The organism is Sinorhizobium sp. 7-81, assembly GCF_030124405.1.
Classification (GTDB): domain Bacteria; phylum Pseudomonadota; class Alphaproteobacteria; order Rhizobiales; family Rhizobiaceae; genus Sinorhizobium; species Sinorhizobium psoraleae.
Map to the genome: position 1 here is coordinate 460,827 of NZ_JASKLT010000003.1, position 18,735 is coordinate 479,561.

Annotated in this window: 18 protein-coding genes; 5 read left to right on the top strand and 13 right to left on the bottom strand. The window is 61.8% G+C overall.

Annotation, left to right across the window (positions count from 1 at the left end):
• The first annotated feature begins 137 nt into the window (after positions 1–137).
• A complete protein-coding gene (locus QN224_RS14775) occupies positions 138–560 on the top strand; it encodes a VOC family protein (protein ID WP_173513226.1) in 423 nt (140 codons plus the stop codon).
• A gap of 320 nt (positions 561–880) precedes the next feature.
• Here the strand turns inward: QN224_RS14775 and QN224_RS14780 are convergent, their stop codons facing one another.
• The 5 genes from QN224_RS14780 to QN224_RS14800 all read right to left on the bottom strand — a co-directional run bounded on the left by QN224_RS14780 (position 881) and on the right by QN224_RS14800 (position 7,991).
• Positions 881–1,753, bottom strand: a complete 873-nt coding sequence (locus tag QN224_RS14780; protein ID WP_283977308.1) for a cytochrome c1 — start codon at positions 1,751–1,753, stop codon at positions 881–883.
• Between the two features lie 32 nt (positions 1,754–1,785).
• Positions 1,786–3,066, bottom strand: coding sequence for a cytochrome b N-terminal domain-containing protein (locus tag QN224_RS14785; RefSeq protein WP_173513224.1), 1,281 nt, complete (start codon positions 3,064–3,066; stop codon positions 1,786–1,788).
• Positions 3,067–3,080: 14 nt separating this feature from the next.
• Entirely contained in the window at positions 3,081–3,659 is a 579-nt protein-coding gene (gene petA / locus QN224_RS14790) for a ubiquinol-cytochrome c reductase iron-sulfur subunit (RefSeq protein WP_173513223.1), read from the bottom strand.
• A gap of 363 nt (positions 3,660–4,022) precedes the next feature.
• Positions 4,023–5,888 (bottom strand): ABC transporter ATP-binding protein, encoded by a 1,866-nt coding sequence (locus QN224_RS14795; protein WP_283977309.1) that lies wholly within the window; start codon positions 5,886–5,888, stop codon positions 4,023–4,025.
• A gap of 249 nt (positions 5,889–6,137) precedes the next feature.
• Positions 6,138–7,991, bottom strand: a complete 1,854-nt coding sequence (locus QN224_RS14800; protein WP_283977310.1) for an ABC transporter ATP-binding protein — start codon at positions 7,989–7,991, stop codon at positions 6,138–6,140.
• 469 nt (positions 7,992–8,460) lie between these two features.
• Here QN224_RS14800 and QN224_RS14805 point away from each other — a divergent pair, with 469 nt between their 5' ends.
• The gene (locus tag QN224_RS14805; protein WP_269283374.1) at positions 8,461–8,922 is read left to right on the top strand and encodes a tRNA (cytidine(34)-2'-O)-methyltransferase; all 462 of its coding nucleotides are present in this window, start codon (positions 8,461–8,463) and stop codon (positions 8,920–8,922) included.
• 17 nt (positions 8,923–8,939) lie between these two features.
• Here the strand turns inward: QN224_RS14805 and QN224_RS14810 are convergent, their stop codons facing one another.
• Together QN224_RS14810 and QN224_RS14815 are read right to left on the bottom strand one after the other, a co-directional pair.
• Positions 8,940–10,178, bottom strand: a complete 1,239-nt coding sequence (locus tag QN224_RS14810; protein WP_283977311.1) for an MFS transporter — start codon at positions 10,176–10,178, stop codon at positions 8,940–8,942.
• Positions 10,175–10,750 (bottom strand): NADPH-dependent FMN reductase, encoded by a 576-nt coding sequence (locus QN224_RS14815; protein ID WP_283977312.1) that lies wholly within the window; start codon positions 10,748–10,750, stop codon positions 10,175–10,177. The genes QN224_RS14810 and QN224_RS14815 overlap by 4 nt, the downstream gene beginning before the upstream one ends.
• A gap of 80 nt (positions 10,751–10,830) precedes the next feature.
• On the opposite strand from QN224_RS14815, the gene soxR reads away from it, so the two are divergent.
• Positions 10,831–11,304 (top strand): redox-sensitive transcriptional activator SoxR, encoded by a 474-nt coding sequence (gene soxR, locus QN224_RS14820; RefSeq protein WP_283977313.1) that lies wholly within the window; start codon positions 10,831–10,833, stop codon positions 11,302–11,304.
• Here the strand turns inward: soxR and QN224_RS14825 are convergent.
• Together QN224_RS14825 and QN224_RS14830 are read right to left on the bottom strand one after the other, a co-directional pair.
• Positions 11,301–12,482: an MFS transporter gene (locus tag QN224_RS14825; protein WP_336621116.1), complete on the bottom strand. Its 1,182-nt coding sequence runs from the start codon at positions 12,480–12,482 to the stop codon at positions 11,301–11,303. The genes soxR and QN224_RS14825 overlap by 4 nt on opposite strands.
• Before the next feature lie 189 nt (positions 12,483–12,671).
• Positions 12,672–12,932, bottom strand: a complete 261-nt coding sequence (locus tag QN224_RS14830; protein WP_173513216.1) for a hypothetical protein — start codon at positions 12,930–12,932, stop codon at positions 12,672–12,674.
• 241 nt (positions 12,933–13,173) lie between these two features.
• On the opposite strand from QN224_RS14830, the gene hemF reads away from it, so the two are divergent.
• Positions 13,174–14,085, top strand: coding sequence for an oxygen-dependent coproporphyrinogen oxidase (gene hemF / locus QN224_RS14835; protein ID WP_283977315.1), 912 nt, complete (start codon positions 13,174–13,176; stop codon positions 14,083–14,085).
• Between the two features lie 90 nt (positions 14,086–14,175).
• Positions 14,176–14,454, top strand: a complete 279-nt coding sequence (locus QN224_RS14840) for a BON domain-containing protein (RefSeq protein ID WP_283977316.1) — start codon at positions 14,176–14,178, stop codon at positions 14,452–14,454.
• 60 nt (positions 14,455–14,514) lie between these two features.
• Here QN224_RS14840 and QN224_RS14845 read toward each other — a convergent pair whose 3' ends face one another.
• The 4 genes from QN224_RS14845 to QN224_RS14860 form a co-directional block, all read right to left on the bottom strand.
• A complete protein-coding gene (locus QN224_RS14845) occupies positions 14,515–15,132 on the bottom strand; it encodes an ABC-type transport auxiliary lipoprotein family protein (RefSeq protein ID WP_283977317.1) in 618 nt (205 codons plus the stop codon).
• 87 nt (positions 15,133–15,219) lie between these two features.
• Positions 15,220–16,590, bottom strand: coding sequence for an MlaD family protein (locus QN224_RS14850; RefSeq protein WP_283977318.1), 1,371 nt, complete (start codon positions 16,588–16,590; stop codon positions 15,220–15,222).
• A 97-nt stretch (positions 16,591–16,687) separates the two neighbouring features.
• Positions 16,688–17,497: an ABC transporter ATP-binding protein gene (locus QN224_RS14855; protein ID WP_269283353.1), complete on the bottom strand. Its 810-nt coding sequence runs from the start codon at positions 17,495–17,497 to the stop codon at positions 16,688–16,690.
• A 10-nt stretch (positions 17,498–17,507) separates the two neighbouring features.
• On the bottom strand, positions 17,508–18,662 hold the full coding sequence (locus QN224_RS14860) for an ABC transporter permease (RefSeq protein ID WP_283977319.1): 1,155 nt from the start codon (positions 18,660–18,662) through the stop codon (positions 17,508–17,510).
• Positions 18,663–18,735: the final 73 nt, after the last annotated feature.

Here is an 18,735-nt window from a genome sequence, read left to right on the forward strand (position 1 = left end):
GCGCGTCCGATTAGAGCTGTTCAGCACTTTGTTGAAGCGATGAACGCTCTAACTCCTTGAAGCGAGGCAATTCCTTACGGAACCGCTAAACATGCGCCTTGAATTGCTCTGGACGCGCGGCGGTGCAGGAGGTGGACATGAAACCGCGGATCAAAGTCCTTACCCTCGGCGTGAGCGATCTCGAAAGGTCTCTTGCCTTCTATCGTGACGGAATGGGATTGCCGACGGAGGGTATTGTCGGGCAGCAATTCGAAGATGGCGCGGTGGTCTTCTTCCACATGGGCGAAGACCTGATCCTCGCACTGTTTCCGACAGCTTCGCTTGCCAAGGACGCGAACATAACCGCGACGCCAACACGGCTCGGTGCGGTGTCGATCGGGCACATCGTCAAATCAAAGGTCGAGGTCGATGCGATCATGAAACAGGCTGAGCGTGCCGGCGCGGTCATCACCAATCCGGCGCAAGAACGCTTCTGGGGCGGATATTCGGGCTATTTCCACGACCCGGACGGCCATCTCTGGGAGATCGCCTGGAACCCGCAATGGACAGTACCCGATTGAACGCCGCACGCTCGAGCAATTCAAGGAAAGGTGTTTAACGGTCCTCCGTCCGGAACGTCATTTCAAGGGGTTAGATCAGGTCGCTGTAACACTTTGAATTGCTGCAAGATTTATCCTTAAATCGATACCGATTTAAGAACCATGCAGCAGGTCCGGCCATCGCTGCACGCCGAGGCTTGGCGGCGGGTGTGGGAATGCGCCCGAATGGTGAGAGCCCGGCAATGTCAGGACGTCGTTCAAGCAAAAGAAAAGCCCCGGATCAATGACCCGGGGCCTTCTAAGTTTCGCGGATGATCGAGCCGGCGTTTGCCGGATTCGGATCAATGCTCCTTGTTTGCGTAGACCGACTTCTTCGTCAGGTAGATGAGGCCGGTGAAGATCAGCAGGAACACCATGACCATGAAGCCGGTGCGCTTGCGATCCTCGAGGTGCGGCTCGGCGGCCCACATCAGGAATGCCGAGACGTCGCGGGCGTATTGATCGACGGTCTGCGGCGCACCGTCGTCATAGGTGACCTGGTCGTCGGAGAGCGGCTGGGCCATAGCGAGCGCTGCCGCGTTAGCGAAGTACGGGTTGTAATGCGTACCTTCGGCGACCTCAAGGCCCTCCGGCGGCTCTTGATAGCCGGTCAGCAGCGCGTGGATGTAGTCCGGTCCGCCTTCCTGATAGGGCCAGACCATGTCGAAGACGAATTGCGGGAAACCGCGTTCGATGCCGCGTGCCTTCGCGATCAGCGAAAAGTCCGGCGGAGCGGCCCCGTTGTTGGCGGCGGCCGCCGCTTCCTTGTTCGGGAAAGGCGACGGGAAGTAATCCGACGGAATGGCCTTGCGGCTGAACATCTCGCCGTCCGCGTTCGGGCCGTCCTGGACCTCGTAGTTTGCCGCAAAAGCCTTCACCTGGGCGTCGGAATAGCCGAGATCTTCCAGCGTACGGAATGCCACCAGTTCCATCGAATGGCAGGCAGAACAGACTTCGGTGTAGACCTTGAGGCCGCGTTGCAGCTGGCCCTTGTCGTAGTGGCCGAAGAGGCCGGCAAAGGTCCAGTCCTGCTGTTCCGGCTTGTGGATCGGGTAGTGAGCCGTGCCGCTGGTGGCGTGCTCCTCTCCGCCTGCCGGTTCCTGGGCGACGGCGACGCCCAGGCCGAGACCGGCGACCACAGCGAGTGACAGAATGCCTGTAACAAGCTTTTTCATTGTTGTGGGTTCCTTATCAATCACTGTTCTGATCAGGCGCGCACGGTTGCCGGCTGCGCCTTTGCATTCTGCTTTTCCAGCACCGCTTCTGTGATGGAGTTCGGAATGCGCTTGGGCGTTTCGATCAGGCCGAGAACCGGCATGACGACGAGGAAGAAGGCGAAGTAGTACAGCGTGCCGAGCTGCGACATCACGACATAGAGGCCTTCTGCGGGGCGCGAGCCCAGCCAGCCGAGCATGATGGCATCAGCGACGAAGATCCAGAAGAACAGCTTGTACCACGGACGATAGACGGCCGAACGGACCTTGGACGTGTCGAGCCAGGGCAGGAAGAACAGCACGATGATCGAGCCGAACATCACCAGGACGCCGCCGAGCTTGGAGTCGATCGGGCCGATGTTGAAGGTGATGGCGCGCAGCATCGCGTAGAACGGCAGGTAGTACCATTCCGGAACGATGTGTGCGGGGGTCTTCAGGGCGTCAGCCGGGATATAGTTGTCCGGGTGGCCGAGGAAGTTCGGCATGTAGAAGACGAACCAGGCGTAGACGATCAGGAACACCGATACGCCGAGCGCATCCTTCAGCGTCGCATAGGGCGTGAAGGAAACGGTGTCGGTCTTCGACTTGACTTCGACGCCGGTCGGGTTGGTCTGGCCAGTGACGTGCAGGGCCCAGATGTGCAGGACGACGACGCCGGCGATCATGAAGGGCAGCAGGTAATGCAGCGAGAAGAAGCGGTTCAGCGTGGGCTGATCGACGGCGAAGCCGCCAAGCAGGAACTGCTGGATCCACTCGCCGACGAGCGGGAAGGCCGAGAAGAAGCCTGTGATAACCGTCGCGCCCCAGAACGACATCTGACCCCAAGGCAGAACGTAGCCCATGAAGCCGGTTGCCATCATCAGGAGATAGATGACGACGCCGAGGATCCAGAGGATTTCACGAGGCGCCTTGTAGGAGCCGTAGTAGAGCCCGCGGGCAATGTGGAGGTAGACCGCGATGAAGAAGAACGACGCACCGTTGGCGTGCAGGTAACGCAGCAGCCAGCCGTGGTTGACGTCGCGCATGATCTTTTCGACCGACTCGAAGGCGACGGAGGTTTCGGCCGCGTAGTGCATGGCCAGCACGATGCCGGTCAGGATCTGGACGATCAGCATCACCGACAGCATGGCGCCGAAGGTGTAGGCGTAGTTCAGGTTGCGCGGAACCGGATAGGAGACGAACGAGTCGTGAACGAGGCGCGGCAGCGGAAGACGGGAATCAACCCACTTCTCGATGCCGGTCGTTGGCGTGTAGGTTGAATGATCAGCACTCATTATCAGTAGTCCCCTCAACCGATCTTGATAACTGTGTCGGAAACGAACGAGAAGGTCGGCACGGGGAGGTTTTCCGGTGCCGGGCCTTTGCGGATGCGGCCGGCCGTATCGTAGTGCGAGCCGTGGCAGGGACAGAACCAGCCACCGAAATCGCCCGCCTGACCGAGCGGAACGCAGCCGAGATGGGTGCAGGAGCCGATCATCACGATCCAGTTTTCCTTGCCCTCGCCGGCGGAGCGATCAAGATCGTTGGCCGCGGCGTCGGCAGCAAGATTGGCGTTGCGCGCAACCGGATCCTTGAGCTCTTCCAAAGGAACGGCCTTGGCGTCCTCCACTTCCTTGTCCGTGCGGTTGCGGATGAAGACCGGCTTGCCGCGCCATTTCGCCGTCAGCGACATGCCGGGCTGCAGGCTTGAAACGTCGACCTCGATCGAAGCGAGCGCAAGTGTGGATGCATCCGGACGCATCTGGTCGATGAACGGCCAGGCGGCCGCGCCGGCGCCGACGACGCCAGCCATGCCGGTGGCCAGGTAAAGGAAATCGCGGCGAGTGGGCTCGCCCAAGGTCTCGCTTGAAGTGTCGTGTTCGCTCACGGCTAAACCATCCTCTCACGCAATGTTGCGGAAACCGCATCCGCCCCGGCGAGATTCCTGTTCAGGCCTTCGCCCGAGCCGAGGAACCACGCCCTAGCAACTCGCTGGCGCCCCACCCGGCTTGCCGAGACAAGCATAGACCGAACACCAGAACCCGGAAAATTCTGCGCACGCACTGCACGCAGATTCCCCGTCAATCGGGCGCGTTCTATGCTTGATCGCAAATTATGTCCAGCCTTGACAAGGGCATGTGGGCAGATTGTCGCGGGGAAAAGCGCGACCAATTGGCACAAGGACTTGACGGGGTCGCAGGTGGTTTCCGGCACGGTGTCGCAGACGGTCGGCGGGCGGCGTATGGCCGCCCTATTCTGCCGCCTCTTCCCGCGCGAGAAAACCGCCCGACTGACGCGACCAGAGGTCGGCATAGAGCCTGCCGCGGGCGATCAGTTCCGCATGGGTGCCGTCCTCGACGATCCGTCCCCGGTCCATCACCACGAGCCGGTCGAGCGCGGCGATCGTCGACAGCCGATGGGCGATCGCGAGCACCGTCTTGCCCTCCATCAGGCGCTCCAGATTCGATTGGATGGCCGCCTCCACTTCGGAGTCGAGCGCCGAGGTCGCCTCGTCGAGAACCAGGATCGGCGCATCCTTCAGCATGACGCGGGCGATCGCTATTCGCTGTCGCTGCCCGCCGGAGAGCTTGACGCCGCGCTCGCCGACATGTGCGTCGAAGCCCGTTCGGCCACGCTGGTCCTGCAGATTGACGATGAAATCGTAGGCTTCCGCCTTGCGCGCTGCTTCGATCAATTGCGCCTCGGTGGCGCCAGGCCGGCCGAAGAGAATGTTATCGCGGATCGACCGGTGAAGAAGCGAGGTGTCCTGACTGACCATGCCGATCTGGGCGCGCAACGATTCCTGACGAACCGCGGCGATGTCCTGGCCGTCGATCAGAATGCGCCCGCCCTCGAGATCGTAGAAGCGCAGCAAAAGGTTGACGAGCGTCGACTTCCCGGCGCCCGAACGGCCGACGATTCCCACCTTCTCGCCCGGCTGGATCACCAGCGAGAAATCGTCGATGACGCCGCTGCCTTTGCCATAGTGAAACGTGACATGTTGAAAGCGGATCTCCGGCTGACTCACCACGAGCTTCGGCGCGCCCGGCCGATCGACGAGGCCGATCGGCCTCGATACGAGTTCGGCCGAATTCTGGATCGTGCCGATGTTGCGCATGATTGCATTGAACTGCGACATCATGCGGCCAAGCAGCATGTTGAGGCGCAGCACCAGCGCCAGCGTGAACGCAACCGCGCCGGAACTGACGGAGCCGGCGAGCCACAGATGGATCGAGTAGACGGCGATGGCCGTGATCATCAGACCGGACAGCAGCGCCAAACATGACCGCACGGCCGTCAGCAACCGCGTGAAGGGGATCACCGCTCCCTGGAACCGATCGAAGCCGGCGCGAATATAGCGGTCGTTCTCCTCGTCACTGCCGAAGAGCTTCAGCGTCTGGATATTCGAATAGGCGTCGACCATACGACCGTTGAGCATCGACGCCATCTCGGCCGTCTCGCGGGCATGCTTGCGCACCCGGGGAACGAAATAACGGGCAAGCGCAAGGAAGATCACAATCCAGAACGCCACCATTGCAGCCAGGCGCCAATCGAGCTGCGCGATCAGCGCCATGGTCGAGGCCGTGTAGATGACGATGAACCAGACGACCTGCAGCAGCGAGACGATGAGGTCGCTCGTGGCTTGCGCGCCGGACCAAACCTTGGTGACGATGCGGCCGGAAAAGTCGTTCTGGAAGAAGGTCAGCGACTGGCGGGCGACATGGACGTAGGATTGCCAGCGGACAAGATTGAGAAAACCGGTGATGATCGCCTGTTCCTCGACGAGTGCCGCAAGCGCGACGGCGAGAAAGCGGAACACCAGCACCGTCAACAGCATGAAGAGCAGTTCCGGTCCGTTGGCGGAAATCAATCCGCTCCACCCGGCCTCCGGCTGAACAGTGTCGAGGACGTCGACCAGCCGGCCGACGAAATAGAAAAGCCCGGCTTCCAGCATCGCCACCAGACCGCCGAGCACCGCCATGGCGAAGAACGGTCCCTTTGCCTGGCTTGCGTAGAACCAGGCGAATCCCCACAGCGATTTTGGCGGCTGCAGGCTCTCCCGCGGCGCGAACGGCTTGATCCAGTTCTCAAAGGTGGTGACGATGGCCCGCAGCATGTTTCCCGATATAGGTGGTTGTGAAACGGCGGCAAACGATTTCCGAGGCCGGCTACATTACAAATACGTGAATTCGCACGGCTGTTCGCCCGACCGGAGGGCTGCATGTTTCCTTGAATCGTAGCGATACAAGGTAAAAACATGCAGCAATTCAAAGTGCTACGGCGTCCTTTGCGCGCCGGAGACGCGCGGCGCTGTCGAGAAAACCGCTTTAACCGCTTGCTGCCAATGGGCCAATGAAGCGGCGGATCACTCCGCCGCCTCTTCCTTCTCCATGTCGTCGGCAATGAAGCCGCCGGACTGGCGCGACCAGAGGTCGGCATAAAGCCCGCCCTTGGCCACGAGTTCGTCATGCGAGCCCGTTTCAACGATGCGACCGGCCTCCAGGATCACCAGGCGATCCATCTCGGTCAATGTCGAAAGCCTGTGTGCAATCGCAATCACCGTCTTTCCGGCCATCAGCGCGAACAGGTTTTCCTGGATCGCCGCTTCGACTTCCGAATCGAGCGCCGATGTCGCCTCGTCGAGGATCAGGATCGGCGCGTCCTTGAGGAATACGCGAGCGATCGCGATGCGCTGCCGCTGGCCGCCGGAGAGCTTGACGCCGCGCTCGCCAACCTGCGCATCGAGACCTCGCCGGCCAAGGTTGTCCTCCAGCGCCTGGATGAAGTCCCAGGCGTTCGCCTTCTTCGCCGCGGCAATGATGTCCGCGTCGCTCGCTTCCGGATGCCCATAGGCGATGTTGTCGCGTATCGAGCGATGCAACAGCGACGTGTCCTGCGTTACGACGCCGATCTGCGAGCGCAGGCTATCCTGGGTGACGGTGGAGATATCCTTTCCGTCGATCCGGATCGCGCCGGCCTCCAGGTCGTAGAAGCGCAGAAGCAGGTTCATCAGCGTCGTCTTGCCGGCGCCCGACCGTCCTACGAGGCCGATCTTCTCGCCGGGGCGGATGTCGAGCGACAGCCGGTCGATGACGCCTTTCGCCTTGCCGTAGTGGAAGCGAACATTGTCGAAGCTGATCGCGCCCCTGTCGGCCTTCAGCATGGTCGCATTTGGCTGGTCGACGATGTCATGCGCCTTGGTCATCATGCCCATGCCGTCATAGACCGTCCCGATGTTCTCGAACAGCGCCGACACCTCCCACATGATCCACTGCGACATGCCGTTGATGCGCATCGCAAGGCCGATCGCGATGGCGATTGCCCCAACCGAGATCGCGCTCGTCAGCCACAGGTGGATGCCGAGCGCGCTGATCGCGAAAAGCGCCAGGCTGTTGTTCGTGTAGACGAACACATGGAACAGCGTGACCTTCCGCATCTGCCGGTGAACGGTGTCGAGGAACTCGTCCATCGCTGCGCGAGCGTAGGTTTCCTCGCGCCCCGCATGCGAGAACAGCTTGACCGTCCCGATGTTGGTGTAGCTGTCGACGATACGGCCCGTCATCATCGAGCGGGCGTCGGCCTGTTCCTTCGAGATCTTCTGCAACCGAGGCACGAAGTAGGTGACGATGGAGATGTAGACCACCAGCCAGACGGCGAGCGGCGTCACCAGCCGCCAATCGGCTGCCGCCACGACGATCAGCATCGTCGCGAAATAGCTGACGACATAGACGAAGACGTCGAGGATCTTCATCACCGTCTCGCGCACGGCGAGCGACGTCTGCATCACCTTCGTGGCCACGCGCCCTGCGAACTCGTTGGCAAAGAAGGTCATGCTCTGGCGCAGCAGGTAACGGTGCATCTGCCAGCGGGCGATCATCGGATAGTTGCCGAGCAGCACCTGATGCATGACGAATGAATCGATCGCGACCAGAGCCGGCAGACCGATGAGGATCAGCGCCGCCATCCAGAAGAGCTTGCCGCCTTCGGCCGCCAGGAAGGTTTCACGGTTGGCGCTGGAGAGCCAATCGACCATGTTGCCGAGGAACTGGAACAGCGCCACCTCGCCGATTGCGATCAGCATGGTGCAGACCGACATGATCGCGAGCCAGGGACCAGCCGGCTTCGTGTAATGCCAGCAGAAGGCAAAAAGGCCCTTTGGCGGAAGCGTCGGCGCTTCCGCCGGATAGGGATTGAGGCGGGATTCAAACCAGCCAAACATTCTCGAGCTCCTTCAGAGTATTTTGAAGGAAGGCGGGTCGCCCCGCATTCTTATCTTGAAAAATCGAAACCGGAAATGGGACCCGCAAAGCGAGCTACGACCTCCGGAGAACCGGAGCGCGCGTCAATCGATCGATGGAAAGAAAGGGCGCGGAACCGGTCAGACCAGGAAGGACCCGGCCCGGAGGCGTGTCATCATCGGAATATGCATGCATGCCTCCATCGGTTCGCGTTGAAGATGAGCGAGCTTTAAACCTATTCGCGCCCCCGCGCCAGATTGTCGCGGGTATTTTCTTGCCCATTTTGTGATCGCCATATCGGCTGTTGCCGATACGGCACAGATTAGCGAGCGCAAAAGCAGCGATGTAGAATGTGTCCTTCAACCGCAAAGCCATGGGTGGATCGTGGGGCAATTCACTGTCATACAAGCCGTCGCTTTTCTGCGCCCCATCACGTTCCGGTGAAAGCCCATGAATAATCTCCGCATCGCGCTCTACCAACCGGACATTCCGGGAAATACCGGCACGATCCTGCGGCTTGCGGCCTGTCTCGGCCTTGCGGTCGACATCATCGAACCGGCCGGCTTCGATCTTTCGGACCGCAATCTCAAGCGCGCCGGCATGGACTATATCGCGGCCGTCACCCTCACCCGCCACGTCAACTGGGAGCGCTTCGAAGCTTGGCGGGCGACCACCGGCAGACGCCTCGTGCTGGCTTCGACCAAGGCGGCGGAACCTTATACGCGCTTCAGCTTCCGCCCGGACGATCTCCTGCTGTTCGGGCGCGAAAGCGCTGGCGTGCCGGATCACGTCCACGAGCGCGCCGACGGGCGGGTTGTCATCCCGATGGCGCCAGGCCAGCGTTCGCTCAATATCGCCATCTCGGCCGCCATGATCGTCGGCGAAGCCATCCGCCAAACCGAGCCAGGCTGACCGGGTCGCGAAAAGCATCATGCCCTGTCCTCTTGTTGTCGCGGCCGTGTGACGAGCAGCATCCGGCTTGCCAGGCAGACCAAGGCTAGCGCGCCGAGCAATATGCCGGCGCCCGTAAAGGCGGCCGCATAGCCCCAGCTGCGCACCAGCGGCTGGCTTGCGAGCGGCGATATGAATTGACCGGCAAAGATGCTGGCGATCAGGGCTCCCGAAAGTCGGCCGCGCAGCCCCGGCGGCGCGATCGCCAGCAACGAGGCTGAAAGGTTCGGCGTCATCAACCCCATGCTGATCCCGGTTATCGCAGTGGCGGCAAGAATGCCCGCATAGGACTGGGCGCTTCCCAATCCAAGGTAGCCGGCGCCGAGCGCCGCGAAACCGAGGGCAAAGACGCCCATCCGGCCGATCCGGCTTCTCACCCGCGAAAAGGAAAGCGCCGCCGCAACACCGACCACCTGCCCTGCTCCGATCGCGATGCCGGCACGACTCGGCTGGGCGATGCCAAGGCTTTTCAGATAAAAGGGCAGCTGCGTCGGCAGCATGTAGAAGATCGCAAAGTGCAGGCCCGCCGCCAGCAGCACCAGGGCAAGCGGCAACGCGAAGCCGTGACCCGGTCCCGGTTTGACGTCCGCCACGCGGGAAACCTCGGCCCCGGCCGGTTCCGGAATGAGCGACAGGACTGCCGGCAACAGCGCAAAAGCCAGGCAATAGATCGCGAAAGGCCCGCGCCAATGGAGGTCGGCGAGCAGGCCGCCTCCCGACAGGAAGAAGGCGCCGCCGATGCCGACGAAGGCGGCCTGAAATCCCATGTAACGGTCACGTGCGGCGCCCTCGAAGAAATCACCGACCAGCGCAGTCGCCGTCGTCATGATGCCCGCGACGGAAATGCCGAGCACCGCACGACCGACGAGCAAGGCCGGAAGGCTGTCAAGGACGAGGCCGGACGATCCGGCCAGCGCGAAGATGACCAGCGAAAGAAGCAGCAGGCGCTTCCGGCCAAACCGGTCGGCAATGACGCCGGCCACGGGCGCGAGCCCGGCGATGAAGATCGCCGGGAGCGTCAGCATCAGCCGACTGAGGAGCGCAACGCCCTCGACTTCCGCGAAGCGGGCCTCGATCCCGGGCAAGGATGCGGAGATCGTGGCGCCCGACATGATCGTCAACGCGCTTACGCAGAGAAGCGTCAAATTACGGGCCCTGGTTGAGGCAGAAAGCACCCCCTGCGCGGCAGGGGCTGCGTGGAAGGTTGGACCGCTCATGCCGCGATCTCGCTGTACGGCGTCGTCTTGCGTGCGTTTTTCAGCGTGCGGGCCCACCAGGTCAGCCGGTCCATCATCAGGAACAACGGCGCGCGCATTTCCTCGGGCTTATAAAGGTTTCCGGCCGCATCGAATTTCGACCACGCTTTCGAAAAGCTTATGCCGTCGCGCATGGTGACCGTATGAAGTTCACCGAAGACCTGGCGGAGCTGCTCGACGGCCCTGATGCCGCCGGATGCGCCGCCGTAGGAAACGAAGGCAACCGGCTTTGCATGCCACGGTTCGTAGACCGAATCGATCAGTTCCTTCAGGGCGGCCGGATAGCCGTGATTGTATTCGGGGGTGACGACGATGAAGGCATCCGCCTCGGCGACCTTTCGCTCCATCCATTCGGCCGGATCGACCGCCTTCTCGGTACCGCGGGAGGTCCTCAGTCTCACTGGATCGATGATCGTCAGGCTGAAGACGCTGGATGTCGAAATTTCTCGGATGAGCCAACTGGCGACCGTATCGCAGAATCGGCCCTGCCGCGCGCTGCCGTAGATCACGGCAAGGGTCATCTTCTCTGTCATGTGGGTATCAGCTCCTTGTTGTCGCTATCAGGGAGCTCATGCTATAGAACCTCAACCATAGTTGAGGTCAATAGCATCCCATGGAAAAAGGCAGGACCGGTGATTTCGCGCGGGAACTGACCGTCGGCGAGGTCGCCGAACGCAGCGGTCTTCCGGTGTCGACGCTCCATTTTTACGAAACCAAGGGGCTGATCAGAAGCAACCGCAGCCGCGGCAACCAGCGGCGCTATCCGCGCGCCGTGCTCAGGCGCGTGGCCGTGATCAAGGTCGCCCAGCGCACCGGCATTCCGCTCGCCGAGATCCAATCAGCGCTTTCCGTCTTGCCCCACGACCGGCCGTTGACGGTCGAGGACTGGGCGAAACTTTCGATGACCTGGCGGCATCAATTGGACGAGCGCATCGCGAAGCTGACGGCGCTTCGCGACCATCTGACGGGATGCATCGGCTGTGGCTGCCTTTCGATGCGCGAGTGTCCCCTGCGCAACCCTTACGATATGCTCGGCGGTGAAGGAGCGGGCCCGCGTCTGATCGATCCGATGGATGGAGCGGATTAACGCCGAGCCGGTCTCATGCGGTCAAGCGCGACCATGCTTGCCAGCGTGCCGAAGGAGCAGAAGAGCGCAATTGCAAGCGCCCACCGGTTTCCGGCTTCGCCCAGAATGAACGAGAAGAAAGGCGGGGCTGCCGCAAAGGCGAGATTGAGGGGAAGACCGAGGCGCGCCATTACCGATGCATAGTGTCCTGACGTGAAGAATACGAGCGGCATCGTCGCCCGGCTGACCGACATGGCGCCGCTCGACAGGCCGTAAAGCGCGAGAAACAGGATGATCGACCACTCGGCTCCATTGCCGAGGATCAATGCCAACAGGGCGAGAGGCATGATGGCTGCCGCGACCAGGCCGGTCGTCAGGCCGTCCCAGCGATTTCCGCCAAGGAAATCGAAAAGCCGTGCCGACAGCTGGATAAAACCGATCGCCGAACCGAAGCCGACGGCGAGATAATCCGGCACGGCGAAGCTGCGGAAAAGGTCGATCACCACCAGTTGGAAGCCCCAGGTGACGAAACCATTCAGCGCGACGGCGGCGGTAATCAGCGCGGTGACGAGCCGGTTGTGTCCTGTTTGAGGACGGGTGGAAGCCTCCGGCGGTCGGTTTTTGAGCGCGCCGGCACGTGCCGCAGTCTTTGGCAGGGCGAAGAAGTGCAACGGCGCGCAGACAAGCACCATCACCGCGCCATAAAGCACGAAAGTGCCGCGCCAACCGAACATAGCCTCCAGATAGACGGTGGCAGGCCAGGCGAGGCTTGGCGCGAGTGCCATGGCGACCATCTGCGCACCGATAGCGCGCCGGGCACCCTCACCCGCTATTTCGTTGAGGAAGACATGGGCGGAGGTTGTCAAGGTCGCCGCACCTGCCATGCCAAGGATCATCCAGGCGGCAAAGTAGGAGAATGGTCCCTGCGCTGCCGCAAGCAGCCAAAGTCCGGGCGCGGCAAAAATCGAGCCGAGCGCCAATACCCGCCGCGCTCCATGTCGCGCATAGAATGAGGCAAGCGGCGGCGAACACAACGCCATCGCTACCAGCATGACGGTTGGACCGAGATAGACGCTCGACCGGTTCAAGCCGAGATCGCCGGCCATTTCGGCGGCCGTCACCGAAATGGCCATGAACATGGCGCCCCAGGCAATGATTTGCGTTGCCGACAGAACGACGACCGAACGAAAGACGAGCATGGAAAACAACGGGTGGTGAATGAGGACGGGGCGGCTCGGACGAGACGCCCTCCACTTGTAGCGCGAAGGTTGCGCTGTGGCGACCATGTTTCCCCGGGCGCCGCTTATTTTCGCGGGCGCACAGTGATCGTGGCATGCAAATGAAAACCGCCGGAGGCATCGTAAATGCCAAGCGAAGTTCGGTGGCGATCAGTCGGCGCTTGGCAGCCGGCGCATGGTGAACTCGATCTCATCGCCATCGAGCTGGCGCCAGCTTTCCACCTCGGTCCAGTAGGCCGCCTTTGGCCAGGTCTCGAACCATTCGCGCGCCTTGGCGCGAGCGGCGCTTCGCTCGAGCCTGAACGTCTCTCGCACGAAGAGCCTGTCGCTCCGCGTGGGGTTCTCCCGGCGGTGCCGGGCAATCTGACGCCGCAAACCTTCAAGCGGCGGTCCTGCGGGTATTTTTGCCATGGGCCATACCTCTACAGGGAAGATAGGATGACTGCCGCGTGATTGCCAGCCCTCGTCGGAAGCCGTCCTGCGCCGCGGGCGACCCGGATTGGCGAGATCGTTTCTAATCTCGGCCTATTCCTGCGCTAGTCTGTTGGTAAGGTCGCGCCGTTGCCATCCGGGCAAAAATATGAACTGTGGCGAAACCACTCGAATCGGCGGCTTTCCCGCGCGAAAGGCCGCGAATGGAAGCTGAATTCCCATGGAAAGACCGCAATTGCCGCAGGGTCTGCCTGCTGACATCGAAGACAAGAAGGCCGAGGCGAAAGCCTGGTTCGAAAGCCTGCGCAATACGATTTGCGCGGCCTTCGAGACGCTGGAGGATGAACTGACCGGACCGCTTTCCGACCAGCCGCCGGGCCGCTTCGTCGGCAAGGACTGGCTGCGCGAGGAGGGAGCCGGCGGTGGCGGCCGCATGTCGATGATGGAGGGTCGCGTCTTCGAGAAGGTCGGCGTCCACACATCCACCGTCTATGGCGAATTTTCGCCGGAGTTTCGCGAACAGATCCCCGGCGCCAGCGAGGATCCGCGCTTCTGGGCGTCCGGCATTTCGCTGATTGTCCATCCGGTGAACCCCAATGTCCCCGCCGTGCACATGAATACCCGCATGGTCGTGACGACGAGCCACTGGTTCGGCGGCGGCGCCGACCTCACGCCCGTTCTCGATCGCCGGCGCGTCATGACCGACCCGGACACGCTGCTCTTCCACCGGGCGATGGAAATCACCTGCAATCGCCATGCGGTCGCCGATCACGCGAGGTTCAAGGCATGGTGCGACGAGTACTTCTTCCTCAAACACAGGAACGAACCGCGCGGCACCGGCGGCATCTTCTACGATTGGCTGCATTCGCCGGATGAACTGGGCGGCTGGCAGGCGGACTTCGCCTTTACACGCGATGTCGGCAAGGCCTTCGCTCTCGTGTATCCGAAAATCGTCCGGGCAAATTTCAACGCCCCGTGGACGGAAGAGGATCGTGACGAGCAGCTGGTTCGCCGCGGGCGCTACGTCGAATTCAATCTGCTCTACGACCGCGGCACGATTTTCGGCCTCAAGACCGGCGGGAACGTCGAATCGATCCTCTCTTCCCTTCCCCCGGTCGTGCGCTGGCCGTGACGCGGACGGAAGCGCCGCGGGCGTCGAACAGGGCCGAGCGAACAAAACCCTGCGGCCGGCGTTCTTTCCTCAAGAGAGAAGGATCGGCGCATGATTTTCAAGAAACGGACATTCTTCGGCAACGAGCCGGAGAGACAACCGGCCGAGCATCCTGCCGAACTCGAACGCCGCGTCGCGCACTATCTCGCGGTCTCGCCTGGACTGGACGCCATTGATGTTACCGTCACTGTCACCGGCAACACCGCAGTGCTCGGCGGAACGGTGGCGACCAGGGAGGAAATGGTCCGCGCAGAGGAAGCGGCAAAGGCGGTCGAGGGCGTTGCCGAAGTGATCAACCACATCGAGCTTTCGAAAGTCGGCACGGGCTAAGCGCGCCTCCGGATCGATGCATCACCTAACTGCCGTCGGGGCGAAGACGTGGACTGGAGTTCAGATGGACGCGAGCGTCCAGCTGACGATCTCCGCAGCGACCTGGGCAAAGGCCGCGTCGAGGGCGGCGACGAAGGCTGGGCTGTTCGCGCCCCGCACGGGCACGCCGGCACGGAAAGCGCGCTGCGTCCGGACAGTGCCGTCACGATCGTTGAGCAGCTTGGCGAAGATCTCGACGACCGCCGTGTCCGCACCTTCTGTGGAGATCTCGAAGGATCGGATCTCCGTGATGAGCTGGTAGTCGATTGCAAGGCCCTGGCCCGGCTTGCCGACGCCCCCCACCTTCCCGGTGTTGTCGAAGGTCTGGACGAGCTTGTCCTGCACCATCCTCGGGAGCCGGTCGCCCCATTGCGCCCTGGCGAGATATTGCAGTTCCGATCTGGATAGCCGGATGACGATCTGATTGTTGTTGAGGGTCTGGAGCGCGGTCGGCTCGGGCACGAGAATCTGCCTGCCGGTCGATGCCTGTCCCTGGACGATGGGCGACGATGCGAGACTGAACGTGTCGTTGACGGCTGCGCGCGTGCCGCAACCCGCGAGTGCCATTGCCAATGAGAAGATTACGGCGGACCGGGTCACCCTACCCCTACGCACAACTACCAGCCCCCGCAAATTCATACTGCCAATATCCCCATCCACTCCGGCGCAATTTCCAGCCTAACCCGTCGGGTGCATGCCGCTTGCAACGTTCGATCAACGCGCGAATCACCGTCGCGTGCGGCCATCATACTGCTTTACCGTTTCGCCCCCGAAAAGCAGTCTTTGCGGGTTTTTGTCGAAGGTTGAAATCGTATTCTCCAGGCTCTGCACCGTGCGGCGCGTATCGGTGACGAGTGCCTCTACGTCCCGCAGCCCCGAATTCGAGAAGCGCCTCAGGTTTTCTGTAATGGGACCAATCTGTGCGTTGAGGCTGTCGGCCATCTTGCGGAACGCCTCGAGCGTGGAACGCGCTTGGGCGGAAAGCGACGGCGCGTCCGCATCGCCGAGGAAGCCATCGATTTTGACCAAAATGCCGTCGACGCGGTTCGACGCCGCGTTCAGCTTGTTCGACATCTCCGTGAAATCGGTAATCGTCTGGTCGATATCCTCCTGCCGTGCGGAAATCTTCTCCGCAAAATCGGATATCCGGGCGACGGTCTTGCGAGCATCGGCGCTCGCGGCCGAGATGTCGTTGACGACCAGTTCGACCTTCTGGGTATCAACCGATGCGACCAGCGTATCGACGCGCTTCAGCGTCTGCTGCGCGTTCCTGCCTACCTCCTGGTAGGTTTCCACGGTTCGCCTGAAGGTGGCGATCGTCTCCGAAACGCCGCCGGAGGCGGCCTTGAGGTCGTTGCTCACCTGCTCGACATTGCTGACAATGCGATCGATCTTCTTCGGGTCCACCGATTTGATCAACGCGTCGGCGCTGGCAAGCGTCGTGTCGAGCTTCTTGGACGCGGCGCTGACCGTCGTCGAGAGCTCCCCGACGCTCTTCAGGAAGTCGTCGATCGCGCCGGAATTGTCGGCAAGCGCCTTGGAAAAGCGTTCGGCATTGCCGATCGTCGTGGTGAGCGGACCGCGTACTTCCATGACGAAGCCCTGTATGTCGCCAATGGCGTTGTTCGCCCGGTCGAGGATCTGGTCCGCGGTCGCCAGCAGGCTGGTAACGCTCGATTGGTCGGCGAGGATGTGCGCCTGCGTCCCTTTTTCGATAGCGGTCTTCAGGATGTTCTCGTCGCCCTTGTTGCCGCCGCTGAGTTCGATATAGGCGGCACCGGTCAGCCCCTGCACTTCGAGCGTGGCCTTCGTGGACTTGAGCACGGGCGCGTCCGTCGAAACCTCGGTGATGGCAATAGAAAAGCGCGGATCATTCGCGTCGATCGCGAGGTTGCGAACGGTGCCGACATTGATGCCGTTGAAACGCACCGGTGAACCGACGGACAGGCCGTTGGCCGAGCCCGGTATATTGACCACGAGCTCGACCATCTCACCGCTTCGGCCGTACTGCGACATCCAGTAGACGAATCCGAATGCGGCCGCGATGACGAACACCGTGAAGAAGCCGACAATGGCATAGTTCGCTTTGGTTTCCATTGGCTCCGACTACCTTCGCGACTTCAAGCCGCTCATTCATACTGCTTCGACAAACGGGCTTGTCCGAAGCTTGTCACCACCATGCGCCGTGCGAGCATCACTCATGCTCGCGAACGATCGATCTCGCCCGCTTGCCGCGGAAATAGGACTTCACCCATGGCTCCTCACAGGCGAGCATATCCTCAACCGTGCCGGAAACCAGAACGCGTTTCTTCCCGAGAACCGCGATCCGGTCGCAGACCGAGAACAGGCTGTCCAGATCGTGCGTCACCATATACACGGTCAATCCCAGCGTGTCGCGCAGCTTGGCAATCAACTCGTCGAACTCCGCCGCGCCGATCGGATCGAGACCCGAGGTCGGCTCGTCGAGAAAGACGAGATCCGGGTCGAGCGCAAGAGCACGCGCAAGTGCCGCGCGCTTGATCATGCCGCCGGAGAGCTCAGACGGATATTTTTCCGCCGCTTCCGGCGCGAGGCCCACCAGCTCGATTTTCAGCCGTGCAAGCTCGTCCATAAGATCCTGCGGCAGATCGAGATACTCGCGCATCGGCACCTGAATATTCTCGCGCACCGTCAGCGCGGAGAAAAGCGCGCCGTGCTGAAACAGCACGCCGAGGCGCATGTCGAGCGCTATGCGGTCGGCCTCGCTCATCTTCTCGTATTCGGCGCCCAGGATCTCGATCGTGCCGGACCGCTTGGGCAAAAGCCTGAGCACCGTGCGCATCAGTACCGATTTGCCCGTACCGGAAGCCCCGACGAAGCCGAGGATCTCTCCGCGCAACACCTCGAGATTGAGTTTGTCGAGAACGATATTATCGCCGAAACCGACCGTCAGGTCACGAACGGAAAGCACGGCTTCGCGCCGCTCCGCCGCTTCCTCCGATTTTTCCATTACCGCTTCAACCATGCCGCCTGCCTCAGAAGTCGATTGCCGCGTAGAACATGGCGAACAACCCGTCGATAAGAATGACGACGAAGATCGATTTGACGACCGACGAGGTCACACGCCGCCCAAGCGACTCCGCGCTGCCGCCGACCTTGAGGCCTTCTACAGCCGCCACCACACCGATGATCAGCGCCATGAAGGGCGCCTTGATCATACCCGCCGCCACCGACGAGAAATCGACAGCTTCCTGCAGCCGCGCCAGGAACGTCGGGATCGTGATGCCTGAATAGCTCCAGGCAACGAGCGCCGCCCCGGTCAGCGCCGCGAAGTTCGCGATGATCGTCAGGAGCGGCAGCACGATAGTGAGCGCGACAAGGCGCGGGAACACCAGAACGCCGACGGGGCTGAGGCCCATGACCTTCAGCGCATCGACTTCCTCGCGCATCTTCATCGAGCCGATTTCGGCGGTGATCGCACTGCCGGACCGGCCGGCGATCATGATCGCTGTGAGCAGCACGCCGATTTCGCGCAGCTGCAGGATGCCGACAAGATCGACGACGAAGATCTCGGCGCCGAAGGACCTGAGCTGGAAGGCGCCCTGCTGGGCAATGATGGCGCCGATCAGAAACGACATGAGCGTGATGATCGGCACCGCCATGACGCCCATGCGGTCGATCTGGTGCACGATCGCGGCGGGCGAGACGCCCGCATGACGCCCGAGCTTCAACTGAGCGCCGCGGACGGCGGAGCCGAGGATGAACATCGCCGCGACCGTGTCGGTCCATATAGACACGGTTACCTCGCCGATCGGCGCAAACAGCCGCTGGAAAAGCGGAAGTCTCGTGGTGTCGCGTTCCGGGGAGCGCAACTTTTCCGGCAGCGCCTGCACCAGCTCGACATAACGCTGGCCGCCGCTCGCGAAATGCACGTCCGCGCCGGCCTCGCCCGCAATGCCGTTCATGAACCGGCGGATGATCCAGGCCCCGGCCGTATCCATCGCCGTAATGCCGGAAAAATCGAACTCATATCGCCCGCCGGAAGGACGCCCAAGCTTCTTCAGCTTCGCGGCCATCGCCTCGGCTGTCTCATGCCGCCAGTTGCCGCTAAAGACGTAACGCTTGCCTTGCTCCCTCGCGCTCTCGTCGAGCGTGACATCTGCAGCGATCTTGGATGGAGAACGCGTCACGTGATCCTGGTCTTCCCGGTTGGCCTTTGCACAATTCCTTAAACCAGATTCGATTTAAGGACAAAATCGTGCA

What these genes read in the sequence shown, in the direction of transcription:
- QN224_RS14800 (WP_283977310.1), bottom strand. Translation starts at nt 7,991, where the DNA reads ATGTTTGGCTGGTTTGAATCCCGCCTCAATCCCTATCCGGCGGAAGCG.
- hemF (WP_283977315.1), top strand. Translation starts at nt 13,174, where the DNA reads ATGGAAAGACCGCAATTGCCGCAGGGTCTGCCTGCTGACATCGAAGAC.
- QN224_RS14805 (WP_269283374.1), top strand. Translation starts at nt 8,461, where the DNA reads ATGAATAATCTCCGCATCGCGCTCTACCAACCGGACATTCCGGGAAAT.
- QN224_RS14785 (WP_173513224.1), bottom strand. Translation starts at nt 3,066, where the DNA reads ATGAGTGCTGATCATTCAACCTACACGCCAACGACCGGCATCGAGAAG.
- QN224_RS14855 (WP_269283353.1), bottom strand. Translation starts at nt 17,497, where the DNA reads ATGGTTGAAGCGGTAATGGAAAAATCGGAGGAAGCGGCGGAGCGGCGC.
- QN224_RS14850 (WP_283977318.1), bottom strand. Translation starts at nt 16,590, where the DNA reads ATGGAAACCAAAGCGAACTATGCCATTGTCGGCTTCTTCACGGTGTTC.
- QN224_RS14840 (WP_283977316.1), top strand. Translation starts at nt 14,176, where the DNA reads ATGATTTTCAAGAAACGGACATTCTTCGGCAACGAGCCGGAGAGACAA.
- soxR (WP_283977313.1), top strand. Translation starts at nt 10,831, where the DNA reads ATGGAAAAAGGCAGGACCGGTGATTTCGCGCGGGAACTGACCGTCGGC.
- QN224_RS14845 (WP_283977317.1), bottom strand. Translation starts at nt 15,132, where the DNA reads ATGAATTTGCGGGGGCTGGTAGTTGTGCGTAGGGGTAGGGTGACCCGG.
- QN224_RS14815 (WP_283977312.1), bottom strand. Translation starts at nt 10,750, where the DNA reads ATGACAGAGAAGATGACCCTTGCCGTGATCTACGGCAGCGCGCGGCAG.
- QN224_RS14825 (WP_336621116.1), bottom strand. Translation starts at nt 12,482, where the DNA reads ATGCTCGTCTTTCGTTCGGTCGTCGTTCTGTCGGCAACGCAAATCATT.
- QN224_RS14810 (WP_283977311.1), bottom strand. Translation starts at nt 10,178, where the DNA reads ATGAGCGGTCCAACCTTCCACGCAGCCCCTGCCGCGCAGGGGGTGCTT.
- QN224_RS14780 (WP_283977308.1), bottom strand. Translation starts at nt 1,753, where the DNA reads ATGAAAAAGCTTGTTACAGGCATTCTGTCACTCGCTGTGGTCGCCGGT.
- QN224_RS14830 (WP_173513216.1), bottom strand. Translation starts at nt 12,932, where the DNA reads ATGGCAAAAATACCCGCAGGACCGCCGCTTGAAGGTTTGCGGCGTCAG.
- QN224_RS14775 (WP_173513226.1), top strand. Translation starts at nt 138, where the DNA reads ATGAAACCGCGGATCAAAGTCCTTACCCTCGGCGTGAGCGATCTCGAA.
- QN224_RS14795 (WP_283977309.1), bottom strand. Translation starts at nt 5,888, where the DNA reads ATGCTGCGGGCCATCGTCACCACCTTTGAGAACTGGATCAAGCCGTTC.